The 20181-nt window shown below is 62.2% G+C and carries 22 protein-coding genes and 1 pseudogene; 12 read left to right on the plus strand and 11 right to left on the minus strand.

Going from position 1 to position 20181, the window contains the following annotated elements; genetic code table 11:
- Positions 1-46 precede the first annotated feature (46 nt).
- Positions 47-1231, plus strand: coding sequence for a cytochrome P450 (locus B3849_RS07610; RefSeq protein WP_286779985.1), 1185 nt, complete (start codon positions 47-49; stop codon positions 1229-1231).
- A 24-nt stretch (positions 1232-1255) separates the two neighbouring features.
- Here B3849_RS07610 and B3849_RS07615 read toward each other — a convergent pair whose 3' ends face one another.
- Positions 1256-1717, minus strand: a complete 462-nt coding sequence (locus B3849_RS07615) for an Lrp/AsnC family transcriptional regulator (protein ID WP_278426190.1) — start codon at positions 1715-1717, stop codon at positions 1256-1258.
- A 141-nt stretch (positions 1718-1858) separates the two neighbouring features.
- Between B3849_RS07615 and cysG the strand changes: the two genes are divergently transcribed.
- The 6 genes from cysG to B3849_RS07645 all read left to right on the plus strand — a co-directional run bounded on the left by cysG (position 1859) and on the right by B3849_RS07645 (position 7326).
- Positions 1859-3253, plus strand: a complete 1395-nt coding sequence (gene cysG / locus B3849_RS07620) for a siroheme synthase CysG (protein ID WP_278426191.1) — start codon at positions 1859-1861, stop codon at positions 3251-3253.
- Positions 3253-3549, plus strand: coding sequence for a DUF2849 domain-containing protein (locus B3849_RS07625; protein WP_278426192.1), 297 nt, complete (start codon positions 3253-3255; stop codon positions 3547-3549). The genes cysG and B3849_RS07625 overlap by 1 nt, the downstream gene beginning before the upstream one ends.
- Entirely contained in the window at positions 3549-5213 is a 1665-nt protein-coding gene (locus tag B3849_RS07630; protein ID WP_037944050.1) for a nitrite/sulfite reductase, read from the plus strand. Before B3849_RS07625 ends, B3849_RS07630 begins: the two co-directional genes overlap by 1 nt.
- Positions 5203-5991 carry a phosphoadenylyl-sulfate reductase gene (locus B3849_RS07635; protein ID WP_005853020.1) on the plus strand — a complete coding sequence of 263 codons (789 nt, stop codon included), beginning with the start codon at positions 5203-5205 and terminating at the stop codon, positions 5989-5991. The genes B3849_RS07630 and B3849_RS07635 overlap by 11 nt, the downstream gene beginning before the upstream one ends.
- Complete coding sequence (locus tag B3849_RS07640) at positions 5988-6401, plus strand: DUF934 domain-containing protein (RefSeq protein ID WP_005853018.1); 414 nt, start codon at positions 5988-5990, stop codon at positions 6399-6401. Before B3849_RS07635 ends, B3849_RS07640 begins: the two co-directional genes overlap by 4 nt.
- An 88-nt stretch (positions 6402-6489) precedes the next feature.
- A complete protein-coding gene (locus B3849_RS07645; protein WP_005853016.1) occupies positions 6490-7326 on the plus strand; it encodes a ferredoxin--NADP reductase in 837 nt (278 codons plus the stop codon).
- Positions 7327-7437: 111 nt separating this feature from the next.
- Here B3849_RS07645 and B3849_RS07650 read toward each other — a convergent pair whose 3' ends face one another.
- Positions 7438-8154, minus strand: coding sequence for a hypothetical protein (locus B3849_RS07650; protein ID WP_278426193.1), 717 nt, complete (start codon positions 8152-8154; stop codon positions 7438-7440).
- A 217-nt stretch (positions 8155-8371) separates the two neighbouring features.
- Here B3849_RS07650 and infC point away from each other — a divergent pair, with 217 nt between their 5' ends.
- Entirely contained in the window at positions 8372-8920 is a 549-nt protein-coding gene (gene infC / locus B3849_RS07655) for a translation initiation factor IF-3 (protein WP_037944998.1), read from the plus strand.
- 79 nt (positions 8921-8999) lie between these two features.
- On the opposite strand, the gene B3849_RS07660 is transcribed toward infC, so the two are convergent.
- The 6 genes from B3849_RS07660 to B3849_RS07685 form a co-directional block, all read right to left on the minus strand.
- On the minus strand, positions 9000-10997 hold the full coding sequence (locus B3849_RS07660) for an OmpA family protein (protein WP_278426194.1): 1998 nt from the start codon (positions 10995-10997) through the stop codon (positions 9000-9002).
- A 162-nt stretch (positions 10998-11159) separates the two neighbouring features.
- Entirely contained in the window at positions 11160-11951 is a 792-nt protein-coding gene (locus B3849_RS07665; protein WP_005853008.1) for an FAD binding domain-containing protein, read from the minus strand.
- Between the two features lie 151 nt (positions 11952-12102).
- The gene (locus B3849_RS07670; protein WP_286779986.1) at positions 12103-14466 is read right to left on the minus strand and encodes a xanthine dehydrogenase family protein molybdopterin-binding subunit; all 2364 of its coding nucleotides are present in this window, start codon (positions 14464-14466) and stop codon (positions 12103-12105) included.
- A gap of 192 nt (positions 14467-14658) precedes the next feature.
- Complete coding sequence (locus B3849_RS07675) at positions 14659-15144, minus strand: (2Fe-2S)-binding protein (protein WP_005853005.1); 486 nt, start codon at positions 15142-15144, stop codon at positions 14659-14661.
- 131 nt (positions 15145-15275) lie between these two features.
- Complete coding sequence (locus B3849_RS07680; protein WP_278426197.1) at positions 15276-16259, minus strand: molybdopterin-binding protein; 984 nt, start codon at positions 16257-16259, stop codon at positions 15276-15278.
- On the minus strand, positions 16256-17224 hold the full coding sequence (locus B3849_RS07685; RefSeq protein ID WP_278426198.1) for an XdhC family protein: 969 nt from the start codon (positions 17222-17224) through the stop codon (positions 16256-16258). The genes B3849_RS07680 and B3849_RS07685 overlap by 4 nt, the downstream gene beginning before the upstream one ends.
- 154 nt (positions 17225-17378) lie before the next feature.
- Here B3849_RS07685 and B3849_RS07690 point away from each other — a divergent pair, with 154 nt between their 5' ends.
- The 3 genes from B3849_RS07690 to grxD are packed head-to-tail and all read left to right on the plus strand — an operon-like array spanning position 17379 to position 18224.
- Complete coding sequence (locus B3849_RS07690; protein ID WP_005853000.1) at positions 17379-17615, plus strand: BolA/IbaG family iron-sulfur metabolism protein; 237 nt, start codon at positions 17379-17381, stop codon at positions 17613-17615.
- Positions 17616-17619: 4 nt separating this feature from the next.
- A complete protein-coding gene (locus tag B3849_RS07695) occupies positions 17620-17865 on the plus strand; it encodes a hypothetical protein (protein ID WP_009826787.1) in 246 nt (81 codons plus the stop codon).
- A complete protein-coding gene (grxD, locus tag B3849_RS07700) occupies positions 17862-18224 on the plus strand; it encodes a Grx4 family monothiol glutaredoxin (protein WP_278375344.1) in 363 nt (120 codons plus the stop codon). The genes B3849_RS07695 and grxD overlap by 4 nt, the downstream gene beginning before the upstream one ends.
- A gap of 104 nt (positions 18225-18328) precedes the next feature.
- Here the strand turns inward: grxD and B3849_RS07705 are convergent, their stop codons facing one another.
- The 3 genes from B3849_RS07705 to B3849_RS07715 are packed head-to-tail and all read right to left on the minus strand — an operon-like array spanning position 18329 to position 19583.
- The gene (locus B3849_RS07705; protein ID WP_286779987.1) at positions 18329-18685 is read right to left on the minus strand and encodes an MliC family protein; all 357 of its coding nucleotides are present in this window, start codon (positions 18683-18685) and stop codon (positions 18329-18331) included.
- Positions 18682-19083: a cell division protein ZapA gene (locus B3849_RS07710; protein ID WP_286758964.1), complete on the minus strand. Its 402-nt coding sequence runs from the start codon at positions 19081-19083 to the stop codon at positions 18682-18684. Before B3849_RS07710 ends, B3849_RS07705 begins: the two co-directional genes overlap by 4 nt.
- A complete protein-coding gene (locus tag B3849_RS07715; RefSeq protein WP_278426201.1) occupies positions 19083-19583 on the minus strand; it encodes a hypothetical protein in 501 nt (166 codons plus the stop codon). Before B3849_RS07715 ends, B3849_RS07710 begins: the two co-directional genes overlap by 1 nt.
- Positions 19584-19831: 248 nt before the next feature.
- On the opposite strand from B3849_RS07715, the pseudogene B3849_RS07720 reads away from it, so the two are divergent.
- Positions 19832-20181, plus strand: a pseudogene (locus B3849_RS07720) (transketolase); the annotation flags it as partial.

The raw sequence follows: 20181 nt of genomic DNA on the forward strand, positions 1-20181 counted from the left end.
ACAGACCCGCTTGCAAAGACCAGAGCCGCAGCTATTGCTAGGCCCCATGAAAACACTGAACCTTTCCCCGCTTGATCCCGACTTCGTCCAAAACCCCTATGCCGCCTACACGCGCGCACGTGCGCAGGGCCCCGTGCTGTTCTGGCAAGACTACGGGATGATGGCCGCTTTTGATGCGGCGACGGTGCAGGCCTTGCTGCGTGACCGCCGTTTGGGCCGCGAGACCCCTGCCGACCAGCGCAAGCCCACGCCCGATCACATGCGCGACTTCTATGCGGTGGAAGACCAATCGATGCTCGAGCTTGAGCCGCCAACCCACACCCGTCTGCGCGGGTTGGTGCTGCGTGCCTTTACCTCGCGCCGGATTGCTGGCCTCGCCCCCGAGATCGAAGAGATCGCCCGAGCCCTGCTGGCCGACCTGCCCAAGGGCGAGGCCTTTGACCTGATCCCCGCTTTTTGCACCCAATTGCCCGTGCGCATCATCGCGCGGCTGCTTGGCGTCCCCGAGGATATGTGGCCCGACCTGCTGCGCTGGTCCAATGATATGGTCGCCGTCTACCAGATCGGCCGGACCCGCGCGACCGAAGAGGCCGCCAATACCGCCGCCGCAGATTTCACCGCCTTCCTGCGCCGCTATGTCAATGAGCGTCGCCAAGACCCGCGTGACGATCTGATCACCCAGTTGATCGCCGCCGAAGAAGACGGCGAAAAACTGAGCACGGATGCGCTGATCGGCACGTGTATCCTGCTGCTGAATGCAGGGCACGAGGCGACGGTACACGCGCTTGGCAACGGGATCGCCTGCTTGCTGGAAAATAACACGCCCGCCAGCGCCCTCGCCCCCGATGCGATCAACGCCACGGTTGAAGAGATCCTGCGCTACGACCCGCCCCTGCATGTTTTTGAACGTTTCGCCTACGAGGATATCGAACTGGGCGACGTCACGCTGGAAAAGGGCCGCAAAATTGCACTGGTGCTGGGGTCCGCGGGCCGCGATCCCGCGCTTTACGACCAGCCCGATGTATTCGACCCGACCCGTCCAGCCAAGGCCCATGCGGCCTTTGGCGGTGGTTTGCATTTCTGCGTCGGCGCGCCGCTGGCTCGGCTGGAAATGCAGATCGCGTTGCGTGCGCTTTTTGACCATGCGCCGAACCTGCAACTGGCCGAAGCACCGCGCTTTGCCAATACCTACCATTTCCACAAGCTGGAACGGTTGATGGTGACGATCTAAGTCGCGCCTCCCCGCGCCACGGCGTTACAGCGGCAGCATCGTGGTGGACTTGATCTCTTCCATCGACAGCAGCGCTGTGACGTTGTGCACGCGGACCTCTGAAATCAGCGCCTGATAAAAGGCGTCATAGGCGCGGGCGTTCTTGACGCGGACCCTCAGGATATAGTCGATGTCCCCCGCCAACCGGTGCGCCTCTTGCACTTCGGGACGGTTTTTCAACGCCTTGAGGAACGCCGCCTGCCAGTCGGCCTCGTGGGACGACGTGCGGATCAACACGAAGAAACACGCCTCGAAGCCAAGCGCCTCAGCATCCAGCACAACCGTATGCTGCCCGATCACCCCTGCTTCGCGCAGTTTACGAATCCGGTTCCACACAGGGGTCTTGGAACTGCCGACCTCGCGCGCGATATCGTCCAATGACTGGCTGGCATCGCGTTGTAACTGCGCTAGAATTTTCCGGTCCACGTCATCGATCCGAACGTCCATTCTGCTTTTCCTTCACTCTGTGGTCTGTTGTTCTGTTTGCGCGGCTGAATGGAACGTACGTCCTTATATCCCCAGACACCTAGCGCCTTATCGGAATTATTTCCTATATAGAGCTCAAGCTAAGCGCAAGGACCGAACCACATGGATCATTTCCCAATCTACCTGTCCACCAAGGGCCAGCGCATCGTCTTGTCAGGCGGTGGCGAAGCGGCTTTGGCCAAGCTGCGCCTGTTGCTCAAGACCGAAGCCAAGATCAGCGTCTTCGCCCCGACCCCCGCGTCCGAGATCGCGGCATGGGCCGATGCGGGCCGCCTGACGCTGCACACCCGCGCCCTGCGCCACGGCGATGTGCTGTGTGCGAAACTCTTCTACGCTGCCGATGAAGACGAGACCGAAGACGCCCGGACCGCCGCGATTGCGCGTGCCGAGGGGGCCTTGGTCAATATCGTCGACAATCTGCACGACAGCGCCTTTATCACCCCCGCCATCGTCGACCGTGACCCCGTGACCATTGCCATCGGCACCGAAGGCGCGGCCCCCGTGCTGGCCCGTGCGATCAAGGCCGATCTGGAGGAACGCCTGCCCACAACGCTGGGAACGCTGGCGCGGATCGGCAAGGGGTTCCGCAAGATGGCCGACGCCCTGCCCTTTGGCCGTCCGCGCCGCGATTTCTGGCGTGACTATTACTTTGCCGCCGGCCCCCGCGCCGTAGCGGATGGCAAGGCCGCCGTCGAAAAGGCGCTGAACATGCTGCTGTCCGACCACCAGTCCCGCGCCGCGCGTGCCGGTCACATCGCCTTTGTCGGCGGCGGCCCCGGTGACCCCGAACTGCTGACCCTCAAGGCGCGCCGCGCATTGGACGAGGCCGATGTGGTGATTTACGACCGGCTGATCAGCCCCGAGATCCTCGAGCTCGCCCGCCGCGAGGCGCTGATGATCGACGTGGGTAAGGAAGGCTTCGGCCCCTCTACCGCGCAGGAAACCATCAACGATCTGCTGGTCGAACACGCGCAAGCGGGTGCCCAGGTGGTCCGTCTGAAATCCGGCGACGCCACCATCTTTGGCCGCCTGGACGAAGAGATCGACGCCGTGGACGCCCATGGCATCGGCTGGCACATCGTGCCGGGGATCACCTCTGCCTCTGCCGCCGTCGCAACCATCGGGCAAAGCCTGACGAAACGCGGGCGCAACGCCTCTGTCCGGTTCCTGACGGGTCATGACATGAAAGGGTTCGCCGATCATGACTGGGCCGCTTTGGCCCGCCCGGGCGAGGTCGCCGCGATCTATATGGGCAAGAAATCCGCGCGGTTCATTCAAGGCCGCCTGCTGATGCACGGGGCTGATCGTGCCACGCCTGTCACGCTGGTCGAAAATGCCTCGCGTGCGGATCAGCGGATTGTCGAGACCACGCTGGACCGTCTGCCCACCGACCTTGGCGCGGCCAATCTGACCGGCCCCGCCCTGACCTTCTATGGGCTGGCACCCCGTGCCGCCGCCCGCGCCACCACCGAATTGTTTCAAGAGGAGATGGCATAATGGCCAAGCCCTTCACCCCCAAAGTCGTCACCGCCAATGCCTTGCTGGAAGGCGACGTGATCTACCAGACCGCCACCGGCTGGACCCGCAAACTGGAAGAGGCCGAAGTCCTGACCGACGAGGCCGTCGCCGATGTGCGTCTTATCGATGCGATCCAGCAAGCCGACCTGACCGTCGGGGCCTATCTGGCCGATGTCGACATCAGCACAGACACACCCAAGCCATCGCATTTCCGCGAAGCATTCCGCGCCAAGGGTCCAAGCAACTACACCCACGGCAAGCAGGAGGTTCAATAATGTACAGCTACACCGAATTTGACGATGCCTTCATCGCCGAACGCAATGCGCAGTTCCGCGCCCAGGTCGAACGCCGCATCGACGGCTCCCTGACCGAGGATGAATTCAAGCCCCTGCGCCTGATGAACGGGCTCTATCTGCAGCTGCACGCCTATATGCTGCGGGTCGCGATCCCCTATGGCACGCTCAGCAGCCGCCAGATGCACAAGCTGGCCGATATCGCTGCCAAATGGGATAAGGGCTACGGCCATTTTACCACGCGCCAGAACATCCAGTACAACTGGCCCCAGCTGCGTGACGTCCCCGATATGCTGGACGCGCTGGCCGAAGTGAACATGCACGCCATCCAGACCAGCGGCAACACCATCCGCAACGTGACCGCCGACCATTTCGCCGGTGCCGCCGCGGATGAAATCGCCGATCCGCGCCCCGTGGCCGAACTGATCCGCCAGTGGTCCACCGACCACCCCGAATTCCAGTTCCTGCCGCGCAAGTTCAAGGTCGCTGTCTCTGGCGCGCCCCATGACCGTGCGGTGATCAAGGCCCATGATATCGGCCTGCAAATCGTCGAGAAAGACGGCGAGATCGGCTATCAAGTCATCGTCGGCGGCGGCCTTGGCCGGACCCCGATGATCGGCAAGGTGCTCTATGACTTCGTCAGCTCCGAAGATCTGCTGCCCACGCTCGAGGCCATCGTCTCGGTCTACAACCTGTTGGGCCGCCGCGATAATAAATACAAAGCGCGGATCAAGATCACCGTGCATGAGAACGGCATCGACGACATCCGCGCGCGGGTGGACGCCCGCTATGCGCTGATCCGTCCGCAGTTCACCGGCGTCGACCAGCAGATGCTGTCGCGGATCGAGGCGGATTTCGCCAGCCCGACGTTCAAGACCGCCCCGACGGACGCCTATACTGCTGCCTATGACAGCGATCCCGTGTTCAAAAGTTGGGCCGACACCAACCTGACCGACCACCGCGATCCGTCCTACGCGATCGTGTCGATCAGCCTCAAGGCCCATGGCAAGACCCCGGGCGACGCCACCGCCGAGCAGATGCACCGTATGGCCGAGCTGGCGGCCGAATACGGCCATGACGAACTGCGCATCAGCCACGAGCAGAACGTGATCCTGCCCCATGTGCACCGCGGCGACCTGCCTGCGCTGCACGCGGCGTTGAAAGAGGTCGGCCTTGCCACGGCCAATATCGGCCTGATCAGCGATATCATCGCCTGCCCCGGCATGGACTACTGCGCGCTGGCGACAGCCCGCTCGATCCCGATTGCCCAGGAAATCGCGACCCGCTTTGACGAGCTGAAGCTGGAACACGATGTCGGTCCGCTCAAGATCAAGATCTCGGGCTGCATCAATGCCTGCGGCCACCACCACGTGGGCCACATCGGGATTCTCGGGCTCGACCGCGCCGGTGTCGAAAACTACCAGATCACTCTGGGCGGTGACGGCACCGAAAACGCCGCCATCGGAGAGCGCGCCGGTCCGGGCTTTTCCGCCGACGACATTATTCCGGCGATTGAACGGTTGGTAAAAGGCTACCTCGACCTGCGCAGCGACGCGGGCGAGACCTTCTTGCAAACCTATCGTCGCCTCGGTCTTGCCCCGTTCAAGGCCGTCCTCTACCCGGAAGCACAAGCCAATGCCGCGTGATCAACTGACACTTCCAAATGGGGAAAAAATCCTCCCCGAAGGGCCGGACCGCGTCGCAGCGCTGACCCGTCAGGTGGAAAAGCTGAACGATGGCCTGCGCCATCACAGCGCCACTGACGTGCTGCGTGCCGCGATCGACAACGTGCCCAATCTGGCGCTTGTCTCAAGCTTCGGGGCGGAATCCGTCGCCCTGTTGCACCTTGCCTCTATGGTGAAACGTGATCTGCCGGTGTTGTTCATCGACACAGAGATGCTCTTTGCCGAAACGCTGGTCTATCAGCAAGAGCTGAGCGAACGGTTGGGGCTGCGCAATGTGCAGACGATCCGGGCGCAGGACGTGGCAGAGAAAGACCCCGACGGGACGCTGCATCTGCGCGACCCGGACGCCTGCTGTGCCTTCCGCAAGACCGTGCCCCTGCAGCACGCGCTAGAGGGGTTCGACGGTTGGATCACGGGGCGCAAGCGGTTCCAGTCCGGCACCCGCGCCAGCCTGCCGTTCTTCGAGGTCGAAACCCCCGCCGATGCGCCTGCGCGGATCAAGGTGAACCCGCTGGCCCATTGGCAGGCCTCAGACGTGTCGGATTATATCGACGAAAACCGCCTGCCCCGGCACCCGCTGGTGGCTCAAGGCTACCCCAGCATCGGCTGCGCCCCCTGCACCACCAAGGTAAAACCGGGCGAAGACCCCCGCGCCGGCCGCTGGAGAAACATTGAAAAAGAAGAATGCGGCATCCATTTTGTCGATGGCAAGATGGTCCGCACAGGAGCAAAGACATGACACAGTTGATCAATGATCAGGGGTTTGTGGCGGATGATTTCGCCACGCCCTACGCCCCCTTCGATGCTGCTGAAGGCGTAGAGGCGGGTGCGACCGCCCTTGACGTCCCCTCTGACGTGCAGCCGGAAACGATCCCTGTGGATGGTGCGATCTCAATGATCCGCGTGGCCTTCCCCAGCTCGGCCGACGGGCGTGGCTTTACCATCGCGCGCCAACTGCGTCTGCGTGGCTACACCGGGCGGCTGCGGGCGCATGGTCATGTGATTGCGGACCAATATGCCATGGCGCGCCGGTCGGGCTTTGACGAGGTCGAGATCCCCGATGATCTGGCCGCGCGTCAACCGCAGGACCAATGGCTGGCCCGCGCAAACTGGCAAGAGCATAATTATCAGGCGCGTCTGCGCGGCTGATCGGGGTTTTCGCCCCAAGATGCTTTCCCTGCCCCCTCCCTTCCCCTAGAGAAAGGCTGCGTGCCGCGATCCGCGCGTAGATGAAATTATGACCGAGCAGAATGTAGTGACCCAAACCGACGCCAAACCCGTACCCACGTTGCCTGACGCGCAGACCGTGACTTCTGTCAAACACTGGACGGACCGGCTGTTTTCCTTCCGCGTGACCCGCCCTGCATCCTTGCGCTTTCGCTCGGGCGAGTTTGTGATGATCGGCCTGATGGGCGACCCGCACCCCGAGACTGGCAAGCAAAAGCCGCTGCTGCGCGCCTACTCCATCGCCTCGCCCTCCTGGGACGAAGAGCTGGAGTTCTATTCGATCAAGGTGCAGGACGGCCCGCTGACCTCGAAGCTGCAACACATCCAGCCCGGCGACCAGATCATCCTGCGGCCCAAGCCCGTCGGCACGCTGGTGCATGACGCGCTGCTGCCCGGCAAACGTTTGTGGCTTTTCGCCACCGGCACGGGCTTTGCACCCTTTGCCTCACTGCTGCGCGAACCGGAAACCTACGAGAAATTCGACCAGATCATCATGACCCACACCACCCGCGATGTGGCCGAGCTGGACTATGGCCGCACGCTGGTCGAGAGCCTTGCCGATGATCCGCTGATCGGCGAGATGATCGGCGACAAGCTGGTCTATTACCCCACAACCACCCGTGAACAAAGCCCCAAGATGGGCCGCATCACCAACCTGCTGCAGGACGGCACGGTGTTCAAAGACCTCGGCATCGACGGGATCAGCGCCGACACCGATCGCGGCATGGTGTGTGGGAGCCTTGAATTCAACAAGGACATCAAGGACGTGCTTGAAGGTTTCGGGCTAGAGGAAGGGGCGAACTCCGACCCCAAACACTACGTCGTTGAAAAGGCCTTTGTCGGCTGATCCGATGCAGCGGTGCCCTTGCATGGGGCACCAGGGATAAAACAAAAGCCGCGCTCTCTTTCGAGGCGCGGCTTTTTCATGTCTGGCGGATCGGCTTTGCGTGGGCCGCGCTTAAAGCGCCAGCGCCTCGCGGATCCGTGCGAGGATCGCGCGCAGGGCATCGGGGTTTTCACCGGCGGTGACCAGCCCTTGCTTCAGCAGCGCTTTTTGCGTGGCGGGCAGATCAGAAGTGTCGATCATGGTTTGCACCTTCTCCAGATCAAAGCCATCGACGGTGGTCAACTGCTCTGGCGTATTGGCATCGGCGGTGACGTCGGCCTGAACTTCTGTATCGGCAGCAGCCCCCGCATCTGTGCTGGCCCGTGAGTCAATCGCGGCGACGGCGGCGGCTTCTTCCGCTTGAACCGCTGCGGCGTCTGCTTCGGCTTGCGGGTCAGCGGCGGGTGCTGTGCCCGCTTGCGTGGTGCTGGCGGCATCGCTTGCCTCTGAACTGCTGGCAGCCATGGCATCGGCCTCTGCGCTGGTGGAAACCTCCGCATTGCCGTCTGCGGTGTCATTCGCCGCTTGCGTTGCATCCCCGGCCGCTTCCGACAGCGCGTCGGCTGCGGTATTCGCGGCCTCGGTGGTGGCTTCTACCGCCTCGGTCACTGCGCCCTCTGTCGCCTCGACAGCGTCGCCCACAGCTTCGGTCGCACTTTCCAGCGCGGCGGGAGCATTGACGGCATCCGACGCATCGGTCGCAATCTCCTGGACCGAACGGCCCGAATACAACATGTACGCGCCAAGCGCGATCACCCCTGCGATGACAATCCAGATGAGGTTTTTCATGATGCTGTGGTTCCTTTGAACTTTGTTAATCCCCTGCTGCACATACTATATGCCAACACATAGCGTCAAATGCGCGATACGCTGCTTCCCCTTGGGTAAATCCCCCAAAAATACGCGGTTTTACCCTGTATATGCGCCATTTTGCGACTTGAAGAAGACCATGAGCAGGTTTACCTTCCGTGCTCGACATCAGTACAACAATCAAAGGACGACCATCATCGCTCGCAGACCGCATAACGCGCCGCCGCAAAGAGACACCGGCCCGCGCATCAACGAAAACATCCGCGCCAACGAAATCCGCCTGATCGGTGCGGATGGGGAAAACGTCGGCGTCGTGACACCGGATCGCGCCATGGAAATGGCTGTTGATGCCGGACTTGATCTGGTCGAGATTTCGCCCAATGCCAACCCGCCCGTGTGCAAGATCATGGACTTTGGCAAATTCAAGTATGAGACGCAAAAGCGTGAAGCCGAAGCGCGCAAGAAGCAAAAGATCATCGAGATCAAAGAGGTCAAGTTCCGCCCGAACACCGATACCAATGACTATGACGTCAAGATGCGTAACGTGTTCAAGTTCCTCGACAATGGGGACAAGGTAAAGATCACGCTGCGGTTCCGCGGCCGTGAGATGGCCCACCAGAACCTTGGCCGCGAGCTGCTTGAACGTGTTGCAGAAGACACCAAAGAAGTCGGCCGCGTTGAAAACTTCCCAAAGATGGAAGGCCGCCAGATGGTCATGCTCATCGGGCCGCTGCCAAGCAAATAATACCGGGTCTTTCAGTCCCGAGACGCAAAAAGCCCCCGCAGTTTCCTGCGGGGGCTTTTCTATGTCCTGAAGGTCGCGGTTACTGACGCAGCAGACCTGTGATGTTGCGCACAACCGCACGACGGTTGGCAGGTTCGGCGGTCTCGGTCGGTACTTTCAACGCGCTTTCACCGTAGCCTTGGGTGATCAGGTTGGCTGGCGGCACGTCAAAATACTCGGTCAGGGCCAACGCAACGGTCTCGGCACGACGGTCAGACAGCGCAAGGTTGTAACCCGCATTGCCAACCGCATCGGTGTGCCCTTCCACAAGGATCACAGTGCGCGGATCATCCTTGATGGCATTGCTGATCGCGGTCCCGATCTTGGACAGCGCACGGGCCTGTTCAGGCTGGATGGCAGCCGACCCTGTGGCAAAACGCACAGCGTCCAGCTCGATCTCTGGTGCTAGGGCACGGACCTGACGGACATCACGCACCTGACGCAGCGAATACCGCTGGGCCTGATCGCCACGCAACTGCGTTTGCAACGCGGCACGCAGCGCTTCCTCGTTCTGCTGGCTGGCCAGCGTATTGGCCTGCGGACGGACCTGTGGCAGCTCGTTCACCACGATACGTTCTTCGACTTGGGTGTCATCGAACAGCACATATTCATTGCCCTGTGGATCGACGTTGATCCGGCGCAATACGGTGCCGTCCCGACCCAGAATGGTCACGATCTTGCTGCCGTTAGGCTTGATCACAGTGGTACGCGAAGAACCGTCGTTGAACGTCTCGCGGCGGACTTCGTCACCGGCCTGACGCACAAGCGCATCATCGTCTTTCAAAACGCGCAGATCCCCATTCGGATCTTCAACAACCAGACGGTCACCCGAGTTGCTCACGACCTTCGAGCCGTTGTTCAGGATCGACCCGACAGCCACAGCACCGATACCGACAAGCAGGGCTTTCTCGAACTTGCTCAGCCCGTCGTCGTCATCCTTTTTGGCTTGCGTATTGGCTTCGGCAGAGGTGTCACCAGTGACGGCCGTCGAAAATTCTTCGCTCGAGGCGCGCGTGTCTTCTTCGGTGATCTCTTCTACCACAACATCGGCCTTGGCTTCACCGCTATCAGCAGCGGCAGCGGCTTCGGCAGCAGCGGCTGCATCAGCGGCGCGCTGTTCCTGACGGGCCTCTTCCGCAGCCTGTTCGGCCGCCAGATCAGCGGCGATCTGCTCTTCCGTTTGCTGCTGGGTTTCGGCCTCTGCCTGCGTTTCAGTGTCGGAAGAGCTGTCTGCCGGCATGTCGGTCTGGACTTGGGTTTCTTCGGTCGACTCAGTCTCTGCCGGCTCGGCCTGAGCTTGCGCCTCTGCCTCTACGCCAGCATCGCTTTCAGCGGCAGGGGCATCTGCCTGTGTCTCGGCAGACTGCACTTCAGGGCTTGCCGAGGTTTCGGCAGCCGCAGCGGCGTCTTGCTCTGCCTCGGCTTCGGCTGCAGCCTTGGCTTCAGCGTCTGCGGCGATCTGTGCAGCGACCGCATCCTCACGTTCGGCTTCAGCCTGCGCTTCGGCGGCAGCAGCTTCCTCTGCCTCGGCGGCTTGTGCGTCTGCAGCGGCCTGAGCTTCGGCGGCCTCTTGTTCAGCGGCCTGCGCGGCGGCGGCGGCTTCTGCATCGGCTGCAGCTTGCGCTTCAGCAGCTTCTGCTTCAGCTGCAGCGGCAGCGGCCTCTGCGTCGGCAGCGGCTTGCTCTTCCGCGGCGGCTTGGGCTTGCGCGGTGGCAGCGGCTTCGGCCTCGGCGGCGGCGGCAGCTTGCTCTTCCGCGGCGTCTACGGTTTCAGCGGCGGCTTCTGCATCGGGCGCGGCTTGGGCGTCGGTCTGGGCTTCCGCCTCAAGACCAAGGGCCTGCGCCAGATCACCGTCGGCACGCAAAGTCATCATCTGATCCGCATCCGCCACGACACTGCCGTCAGGCAGCACACATGGGAACACGGTTTGCTCCCCTTCGGCCACGCAGCTTTCTGTTGTCTGGGCAAAACCACCTGTGGGCAAAGCCAGCGCCAAACACATGGTCAAAGAGGTCGTCGATTTCAAAAGTTTATACATTCCTAATCCTCACGGGGTTATGGACGCCGTTCGGGCAGCGTTACGGCACAACACCGGTGCTGCAAAATCGTTCCCAACCCTGCGCAAGTGATAATCATCCAGACAGCGAAAAACCGCCCCAAGGTTTCCCAAGGGACGGTTTTCATTGAAGTATCGAGTGGTTTAGGTCAGCGCGGCAACTGCCCGTTTTGTCATCACAGCAACCAGATGCGCACGGTAGTCACCACTGCCGTGCAGATCGCTGATCATACCGTCACCGGGCAGGCTCAACCCGGACAGGGCATCCACGGCAAAACTCCCGCTCAGCGCGGCTTCTGCATCGCTCCACCGGAAGACGCCATCCTCCGACGCCCCCGTCACCGCGACCCGCACACCGTCCGCGAATTTTGCCACAAACACGGCCACCAGCGGGAAGCGCGAGGCAGGTTGGATGAATTTCTCGTAATGCGCCTTCTCGGGGATCGGGAAACGCACTTCGGTGATGATCTCGCCCTCGTCCAGAGCGGTGGCGAACATCCCCTCAAAGAAATCATCCGCCGCGATCTCGCGCGCGTTGGTCACGATCGTCGCACCGCTGGCAAGCACCCCTGCCGGATAACAGGCCGAGGGGTCGTTATTCGCGACCGATCCGCCGATGGTGCCACGGTTGCGCACGGCCGGATCACCGATCCGCGCGGCCAGACTTGCCAATCCGGGGTAATGCGCCTCTGCCTCTTTGGCGACGGTCGCATGTACGGTACCCCCACCGATACACAGGCGACCGTCATCGCCCATACGCACACCGCGCATGTCCTCGATCCCGCTCAGCGACACCAGAACCGACGGCATCGCCAAGCGTGCCTTCAGCGTGGGGATCAGCGTTTGCCCGCCGCTCAGCGGTTGCGCCTCGTCCTGCCCCAATGCCGAGACCGCCTCGGCCACTGTCGCGGGTTTCACTACATCAAAATCATACATCTTGCGTCCTTCCAATCTCAGAGCGGGCCTTGGCCTCTGCGCCGCTCTTCATTTTGCCAATAAACTCCGGGGGCGCGGGGGCTGGCCCCCGCTGTACCTATTTTTTTCGCGCCACAGCGCGAAGGGGCAGCCCCCGCCTTGTCTCATCCTCTTATCCGTTCATCGCCGCCCAAACCCGCGCCGGTGTGACAGGCATGTCGATATGCCCGACATCCTTACCGCCCGATCGCATGGCGTCCAACACCGCATTCACCACCGCAGGCGGCGATCCGATGGCCCCTGCCTCACCGCAGCCTTTCACGCCCAGGGGGTTGTGCGTGCAGGGCGTCTGGCACGAATGGTCAACGGTATAGAACGGCAGATCGCTGGCCCGTGGCATCGCGTAATCCATGTAGGACGCGCTGAGCAACTGACCGTCGCTGTCATAGGCGCAATTCTCCATCAGCGCTTGCCCGATGCCTTGCGCGATCCCGCCGTGGACCTGACCGCTCACGATCATCGGGTTGACGATATTGCCAAAGTCATCCGCCGCCGCAAAACGGTCAATGGTGACATGGCCGGTTTCGGGGTCCAACTCGACCTCGCAGGCATAGGCGCCAGACGGATAGGTAAAGTTCGAGGGATCGTAGAAAGCCGTTTCCTCTAGACCGGGCTCGATATCCTCCAGCGGGTAGTTGTGCGGCACATAGGCGGCCAGCGTCACATCCCCCCAAGCAACGGATTTATCCGTCCCCGCCACGGTAAAGGCCCCGTCTTTCAGCTCGATATCCCCTTCCGAGGCTTCCAGCAGGTGCGACGCGATCTTGGTGGCTTTGGCGATAATCTTCTCTGTGGCGCGGACCATGGCAGACCCGCCAACCGCGAGGGAGCGCGAGCCGTAGGTGCCCATCCCCATCGGGGTGTTGGCCGTGTCGCCATGCACGATCTCGACCATCTCTTCGGGGATACCGATCATCTCGGCGATCACCTGCGGGAAGGCGGTTTCATGCCCCTGCCCGTGGCTGTGGCTGCCGGTCATCACGACCAGACCGCCCGTCGCATTGACCCGCACGGTGGCGGATTCATACAGACCCGCCCGCGCGCCAAGCTGCCCCACAAGGTTCGAGGGCGCGATGCCGCACGCCTCGATATAGCAGTTCACGCCGAACCCACGCAGCTTGCCCTTGGCCTCGCTTTCCTTGCGGCGCGCGTCGAAACCGGCGAAATCGGCGATCTCTTCAAGCTTGTCCATCGTGGCCACATAATCGCCCGTGTCATATTCAACCGCGACCGGCGTGGCATAGGGGAATTCGGTGATGAAATTCTGTCGCCGCAAGGCAATCGGGTCGACCCCAAGCTCATGGGCGCATTTATCCACCAGCCGTTCCAGCTGATAAGTCGCTTCTGGCCGGCCCGCGCCGCGATAGGCATCGACGGGCACGGTATTGGTAAACACGGCCTTTACGTTCACATAGATGAGCGGCGTCTTGTAGTTGCCCGCCATCAAGGTACCGTGCAGCCATGTGGGCACCGACGGCGCGAAGGTCGACAGATAAGCCCCCATATTCGCGTAAGTGTCCGTGCGCAGCGCGGTAAAGTTATTGTCCGCGTCCAGCGCCATCTGGATCTTGGTCACATGGTCGCGCCCGTGGGCGTCGGACATGAAGGCCTCGGACCGGCTGGAGGTCCATTTCACCGGACGGTTACAGGCTTTGGCGGCAAAGGTGCAGAACGCCTCTTCCTGATAGTGGAAAATCTTGGTGCCGAAACCGCCGCCCACATCGGGGGCCACGACGCGCAGCTTGTGTTCGGGGATGCCCAGAACAAAGGCCCCCATCAGCAGGCGGATCACATGAGGGTTCTGGCTGGTGGTGTAAAGCGTATGATCCCCTGTCCCGCGTGCATAGTCGCCAACGGCGACGCGCGGCTCCATCGGGTTGGCGACCAAACGGTTGTTGACCAGTTCCAGCGTGGTGACATGGGCTGCTTCGTCAAAGGCCTTGTCCACGGCGGCCTTGTTCTCTTCGACAAAGCCCCAATCGTAGCAAAGGTTCGAGGTAAGATCGTCATGAACCTTGGGCGCGCCTTCCTGCACGGCCTGCTTCATATCGACGACGGCGGGCAGATCGGTGATATCGACGACGATCGCCTCTGCCGCATCGCGGGCCTGCGACAGGGTTTCCGCCACGACAGCCGCAATCGGTTCGCCCACGTGGCGGACCTTGCCTTCGGCCAGTACGGGGTGGCGCGGCTCCTGCATGGGCTCGCCATGCTTGTCCGTGACCTGCCAGCCGCAGGGGATCGACCCGACCTCGGCGAAATCAGCACCGGTAAAGATCTTCACGACCCCCGGCATCCCCTCTGCCGCGGAAGTATCGACCGAATTCAGCACGCCATGGGCGATATCCGAGCGCAGAAAGAACACATGCGCCTGTCCGTGCAGGTTGATATCGTCGGTATAATTCCCCTCACCGGTCAAAAACCGGATATCCTCGCGCCGCTTGCTGCTGGCACCAATTCCGCCGTCCTTTGGCATGGTCAATTCCTCCCTATGGGGCACGGATCGGGTCCGCACCATCGTATGTGGCTTTTGCGTTTGGCTTTATTCTTATGTCGTCAATCTATGGGTTGCTGCGGTTCCCCGTTCGCGTGGGAAAGCGCGGTTTTCAGGATGGGTGCGCCGTGTCCTCCCGCCCCTGCATCAACAGGGCCGCACGTCGCACGGTGGTTATTCGGCAGCCAGCGCGCTGACGTCCTGACCGGATGCGGCCATGATCGCTTTGACGATGTTATGGTAGCCGGTGCAGCGGCAGATATTGCCGTCCAGATAGTGCCGGACCTCTGCCTCGGTCGGCTTGGGGTTGTCTTTCAGCAGCGCCGAGGCCGACATGATCATGCCCGGTGTACAAAAGCCGCATTGCAGCCCGTGGTGGTCCTGAAACGCCTGCTGGATCACTGTCAGCGATCCATCGGGGTTGGCCATGGATTCGATCGTCTTGACCTCGGCCCCGTCCGCTTCGACCGCGAGCATGGTGCAGGCCTTGACCGCCTCGCCGTTGACATGAACCACGCATGCCCCGCACTGGCTGGTGTCACAGCCGATATGCGTGCCGGTCAGGCTCAGATTTTCGCGCAGGAATGACGCCAGCAACGTGCGCCCTTCGACGGCACCGGATGCAGGTTTGCCGTTCACGGTCATTTTGACCTCGGTCATGATGTTCCTCCCGTTTTATGTCATGTGTTGGGTCGAGTTAAGCACGCCAAAGGGGCGTTGAGAACAGAAATTTTTCGCATGGGTTGAACTTCGCGGGTGCGGCGCGGCGACGGGCCTTGCGTCAGGGTCGGTCAGCCGCGTCTTGGTTGCGGACGGGTGGCGATCTCTTTCAGCAGGCCACCCACCCCCATGCGGGCGATATCGCGCGGGGATACCTCTATGCCGCAGATCACCCGCGACAGCACCCAATCCGCCCCATTCAACGCAGGCGCGCGCGCGCAGCCCGGCAGGCCGATCACCGGCGCATCGCCCATCTGCCCCAGAAACAGCAGATTTCCCGGATCAACCGGCATGCCAAAGCGCGAGACCTCTCCGCCCGCGGCGCGCAGGGCCTGCGGAGCCACGTCATCAATGTCAGAGGTGGCAGAGCCGGTGAGGATCAGCGTCAGCGCCGTATCCGCCGCCGCAATGGCATCGCGCAGGGCGGTGACCTCATGCGGGACCATGACGACTTTTTTCAGATCCACATTCAGCGCAGAGAGCCGGTCTGCGATGGCCTTTTTCCCCTTATCGCCCGCGCCGCCGTCAATCTCGGTGATGATCAGGGTCGCGTCTTTGATCTGCGGCGGCACGAGCCGGATCGCAGCGCGCCCCGCGTCGCAGGCGGCGGCAAGATCGCTTTGCGCAACGGCGTAAGAGATAATCTTGATCGTCGCCACCATGCCCCCCGCTGCCATCTGCTGGAACGGCGGGACCGTGGCCAGCGTGATCATCGGGTGCACGGCGTTCAACGCTTCAAGCGCGCCCACATCCAGCTGCGCCACCCCCGGCCCATCGGCCAGCAGGTTCACGCGGCCGGTAAAGGCGCGCGTCATCGTCAGATGGGGATGCGCCGCCAGCACCGCCTGCGCCACCTGTGCCGCGGCGGTGTTTTCATCCACATCCCCTGACGCGAGCTGCGCCACAATGATGCTGTCGATGCCCTCTGCCCGAAGCGCGGCCAGATGGGCGGGCTCTAGCCGTAACCCCTTGCGCAAACGGCCCGAGGGCAATGCGATGGAATGGGCCAGCACGGCACCCTCGGCCTTCGCCGTGTCGATGGGGCCGAACTTCACGGTTTTCTCAGGGCTTGGATCATCTGCGACAGGATCGACACCGCGATCTCGGGCGGGCTGGCGGCCCCGATGTCCAGGCCGACGGGGCCGTTGATGCGCGCGATGTCGGCCGCGGTAAAGCTCGCCTCTTCCAGCCGTGCCACGCGGGAGGCATGGGTGCGTTTCGATCCGAGCGCCCCGATATAGAAGGCGTCAGACCGGAGTGCGATATGCAGCGCGGGGTCGTCCAGTTTGGGGTCATGGGTCAACAGCACAACGGCGCTGCGGGTATCGACGCCGACGGTGTCCATCGCCGCGTCCGGCCAGTCGTTGATCACCTGTGCATCTGGGAAACGCGCTTGCGATCCAAACGCCTCGCGCGGGTCGATGACCACGGCGTCAAAGCCCGCGACCTGCGCCATGGGCACCAAGGCTTGCGCGATATGTACCGCCCCGACGATCACCAGCCGCAGCGGCGGGTTGTGGATCGCGACAAATGTATCGCCATCCTCTTCAACGCCGGAACGGTCCATGCGAAAGCGGTCTGCATAGCCGCCCGTGACCAAGCGCCCCACCCCGCCCGACAGCGGCACCTGATAGGCCACGGGCTGGCGCGCGGCGCGGGCGCGGACGAGGTCGCCCAGAACGTCAAACGGCATCGCCTTTTCGCCCACAGGTTCGACCAACACGCGAATCTTTCCGCCGCAGGCCAGCCCCACTGCAAAGGCGTCGCCATCGCTGACGCCATATTCCAGCAACCGCGGCGCGCCGTCCTCGATCGCCTCAAGCGCTTCGACGACCACGGCCCCCTCGACACACCCGCCCGAGACAGAGCCCTGCATCTCGCCATCCGCGGCGATGGCCAGCTGCGCGCCCACCCGTCGCGGGGCAGAGCCCCATGTCTCCACCACCGTGGCCAGCGCGGCCCCTCGGCCCGCTTGTGCCCAAGCATAGGCGCGTTCCGGTGCGTTCTCGAAAATCTCCATGGCGGGTGGTCTCCTTACCTTGTCGCGGCGGCGACTATTCTTATGTAGGGCGTCCCATGCCCCCGCTCAATGAGATAACGGGGAGATAACTTGCACGCCGCCCTGCACACTACTACATCTTGGGCAATGACATGCCAGACGGAGCGCCCCACACATGCCCATGCAAGCCCGCGAAATCGAAGACCTGCTGCGCGAGACCTTTCCAAACGCCAAGATCACCGTCGAAGGCAATGACGGCGTGCATATGGCCGCGATGATCATCGATGAAAGTTTCCGTGGCCAGAACCGTGTGCAACAGCAACGTGCCGTCTATGCCGCGCTCAAGGGCCGGATGGATGGATCGAACGGCGATTTGCACGCACTGGCGCTGACAACCAAAGCGCCGGATTAATCCGGTGGACCCGATCCTGGTCCTGATCCTCAGCGTCTTGGTGCTGATCGTGGCGGTTCTGCGCGGCCTACAGGCGCTGAAACACACACGCGACACCGAACGCGGGTCAAAGCCGGGCAAGGGCTATCACGAAATTGACGCGACCTATCATTCGGGTGGCGGCGGCGGCGGACATCAGACCAACTACCGCATCCCCCGCGACCCTCAAGAATACGCGAAACGCTTTATACCAAAGGACAAATCTAAATGACCGACGCAAAGACGCAAATTCAGGAAACCATCACCGCCAACCACGTTGTGCTGTTCATGAAGGGCAACAAGACGATGCCGCAGTGCGGGTTCTCCTCCCGTGTGGCGGGCGTGTTGAACTATATGAATGTCGACTACACCGACGTGAACGTATTGGCCGACGAAGAGCTGCGTCAGGGGATCAAGGATTTCTCTGACTGGCCCACCATCCCGCAGCTTTACGTCAAAGGCGAATTCGTCGGCGGCTGCGACATCATCACCGAAATGATGCTGTCGGGCGAGCTGGACACGCTGCTGGAAGACAACGGCGTCGCCTTTGACAAGGACGCCGCTGACAAGATCCGCGAAGCCAACGGCTAACGGCTAACAGCTAACGGTCGGCTGACAAAAAAACGGGTGCGCCTTGGATCAAGGGGCACCCGAACCGCGCTACGCAAATCGGCGCGCGCCCTGCATAGAACGCGTCACCGCGCCTGACACGCCGCGTAGAGCGTGACATCTTCCTCCGCCGCCGCATCATGCCAGATTAGCGTCGCGGCGTCCCCCTTGGTCCACCAGACATAGCCGGAACCGTCCGAGGGCCATGCATAGCGCGCCCCTGATGCCGCGCGGGTCCGGACCAGCGTAACCATGCGGTTTTCCACATAAAGCACAGCCGTCGCCTCCCCCTGTTCGGGGGTGGTATAGGAAACCGGCACCTCGACCCCGCGCTCGCAGATATAGGTGGCGGTGACCGGCATGGCCTGCGCCAAAGCGCTGCCTCCTACCCCAAGCCACCACGCCGCCGCGGCCCCGAATGCGATGGCGCGCGGCTGGGTCACTGGGCCCCGTCTTTAGCCTTGTCTTCGATCTCGCTCGCCAAGGCTTCGGCGCGGGCGGCCATTTCGGCAAGGCTGTCGGTGACGCTTTGCGGGATGACAGGCACCTCGATCCGCTCTGGCTCCACCACGACATTGCGCAGGCTTGCAAGCTCTGCGTCACGCTCTGCCAGTTCGGCGCGGGCTTCCTTGATCTTATCCTCGACGCTGGCGGTTTTATCGGCAAGCAGCAGGCCCGCCATCAACAACATCCGCGCTTCAGGCATCCGGCCCACCTGATCCGACAACACCTGCGCTTCATCGTCGAGCATCTTGGCTGCGGCGTGCAGGTAGTCTTCCTCGCCCTCCTGGCAGGAAACTTCGAATTGGCGACCGCCGATAGAGATGGAAACTTCGGGCATCAGGCAGACTCCTCGGCAGTGGGAACAAGCGGGGTAAGAACAGAGAGGATCGCGTCCGCCTCTGCCACATCGGCGCGACGGGCGGCATGCAGCGCGTCAAGCTCTGCCTGCAAGGCGGCATTGATCAGATCGGCGTCCCCCACCCCTTCGGCATTGGCTTCGCGCAGCGCAGCGCAGGCATCGGCCAGCTGCGCATTGGCGCGGCGCACCCGCTGGATTTCCAGATCAAGCTTTTCGGTCTGGGCCTGTACCGCGGCCGCACTGTTGTTGCGCGCCTGTGCTGTGGCCAGTTCAGCCCGCAGATGGGCGGTTTCATCCTCCAGCCGCTTTTTCAGGGCAGTGACCTGTTCAGAAAGCTCTGCGTTGACAGCGCGTTCCTGCGCCAGTTCTTCCGAAAGATCGGGGACCTCCGCCTTGGCGACGGCCAGTTTGTCAGCTCCGCGCGATGCCCTTTCAAGCGCCGCCAGAATACGGCCTTGCAAGTGTTCTATGTCGCTCATCGCAGGGTTCCTCGTAAAACGTCGTATGTCAGTCGTAAAATGCAGTTTGCCAACCATCGAATCGCTGGTCAACGTGGTTTCCGCTGATCCTACCGAAACCAAAGGCGGAATACTGCCCCTTTAAGAACAATGCCTTGGCCCGGCGGAAAAGCTCTGCTGCGGGCGATGCCCTCTGGGCCTTGATCTTTGCGGGGTGGCTGGTATTGATCCGCGCAATCCCTTTTCCCCCTTATAAGGAAGCTTGCACCGTGGATCTGAACGCCCTCGCCAAAGCCCATCCCGCCCATTGGTCCAAAGCGACCGCCATTCGCGCCCTGACGCTGGACGCTGTCGCCGCCGCCAATTCCGGCCACTCGGGCATGCCGATGGGCATGGCGGATGTCGCCACTGTCTTGTTTGAAAAGCACCTGAAGTTTGACGCGTCCAACCCCCTGTGGCCTGACCGCGACCGTTTTATCCTGTCGGCCGGCCACGGGTCCATGCTGATCTATTCGCTGCTGCACCTGACCGGCTACGAGCAATTCCCCCTCGAAGAGATCAAGAACTTCCGCCAGATGGGCGCACGCACCGCGGGCCACCCTGAAAACTTCCTGGCCGA

It is taken from the genome of Sulfitobacter sp. UBA4523 (genome assembly GCF_002388305.1).
GTDB classification, from domain to species: domain Bacteria; phylum Pseudomonadota; class Alphaproteobacteria; order Rhodobacterales; family Rhodobacteraceae; genus Sulfitobacter; species Sulfitobacter pontiacus.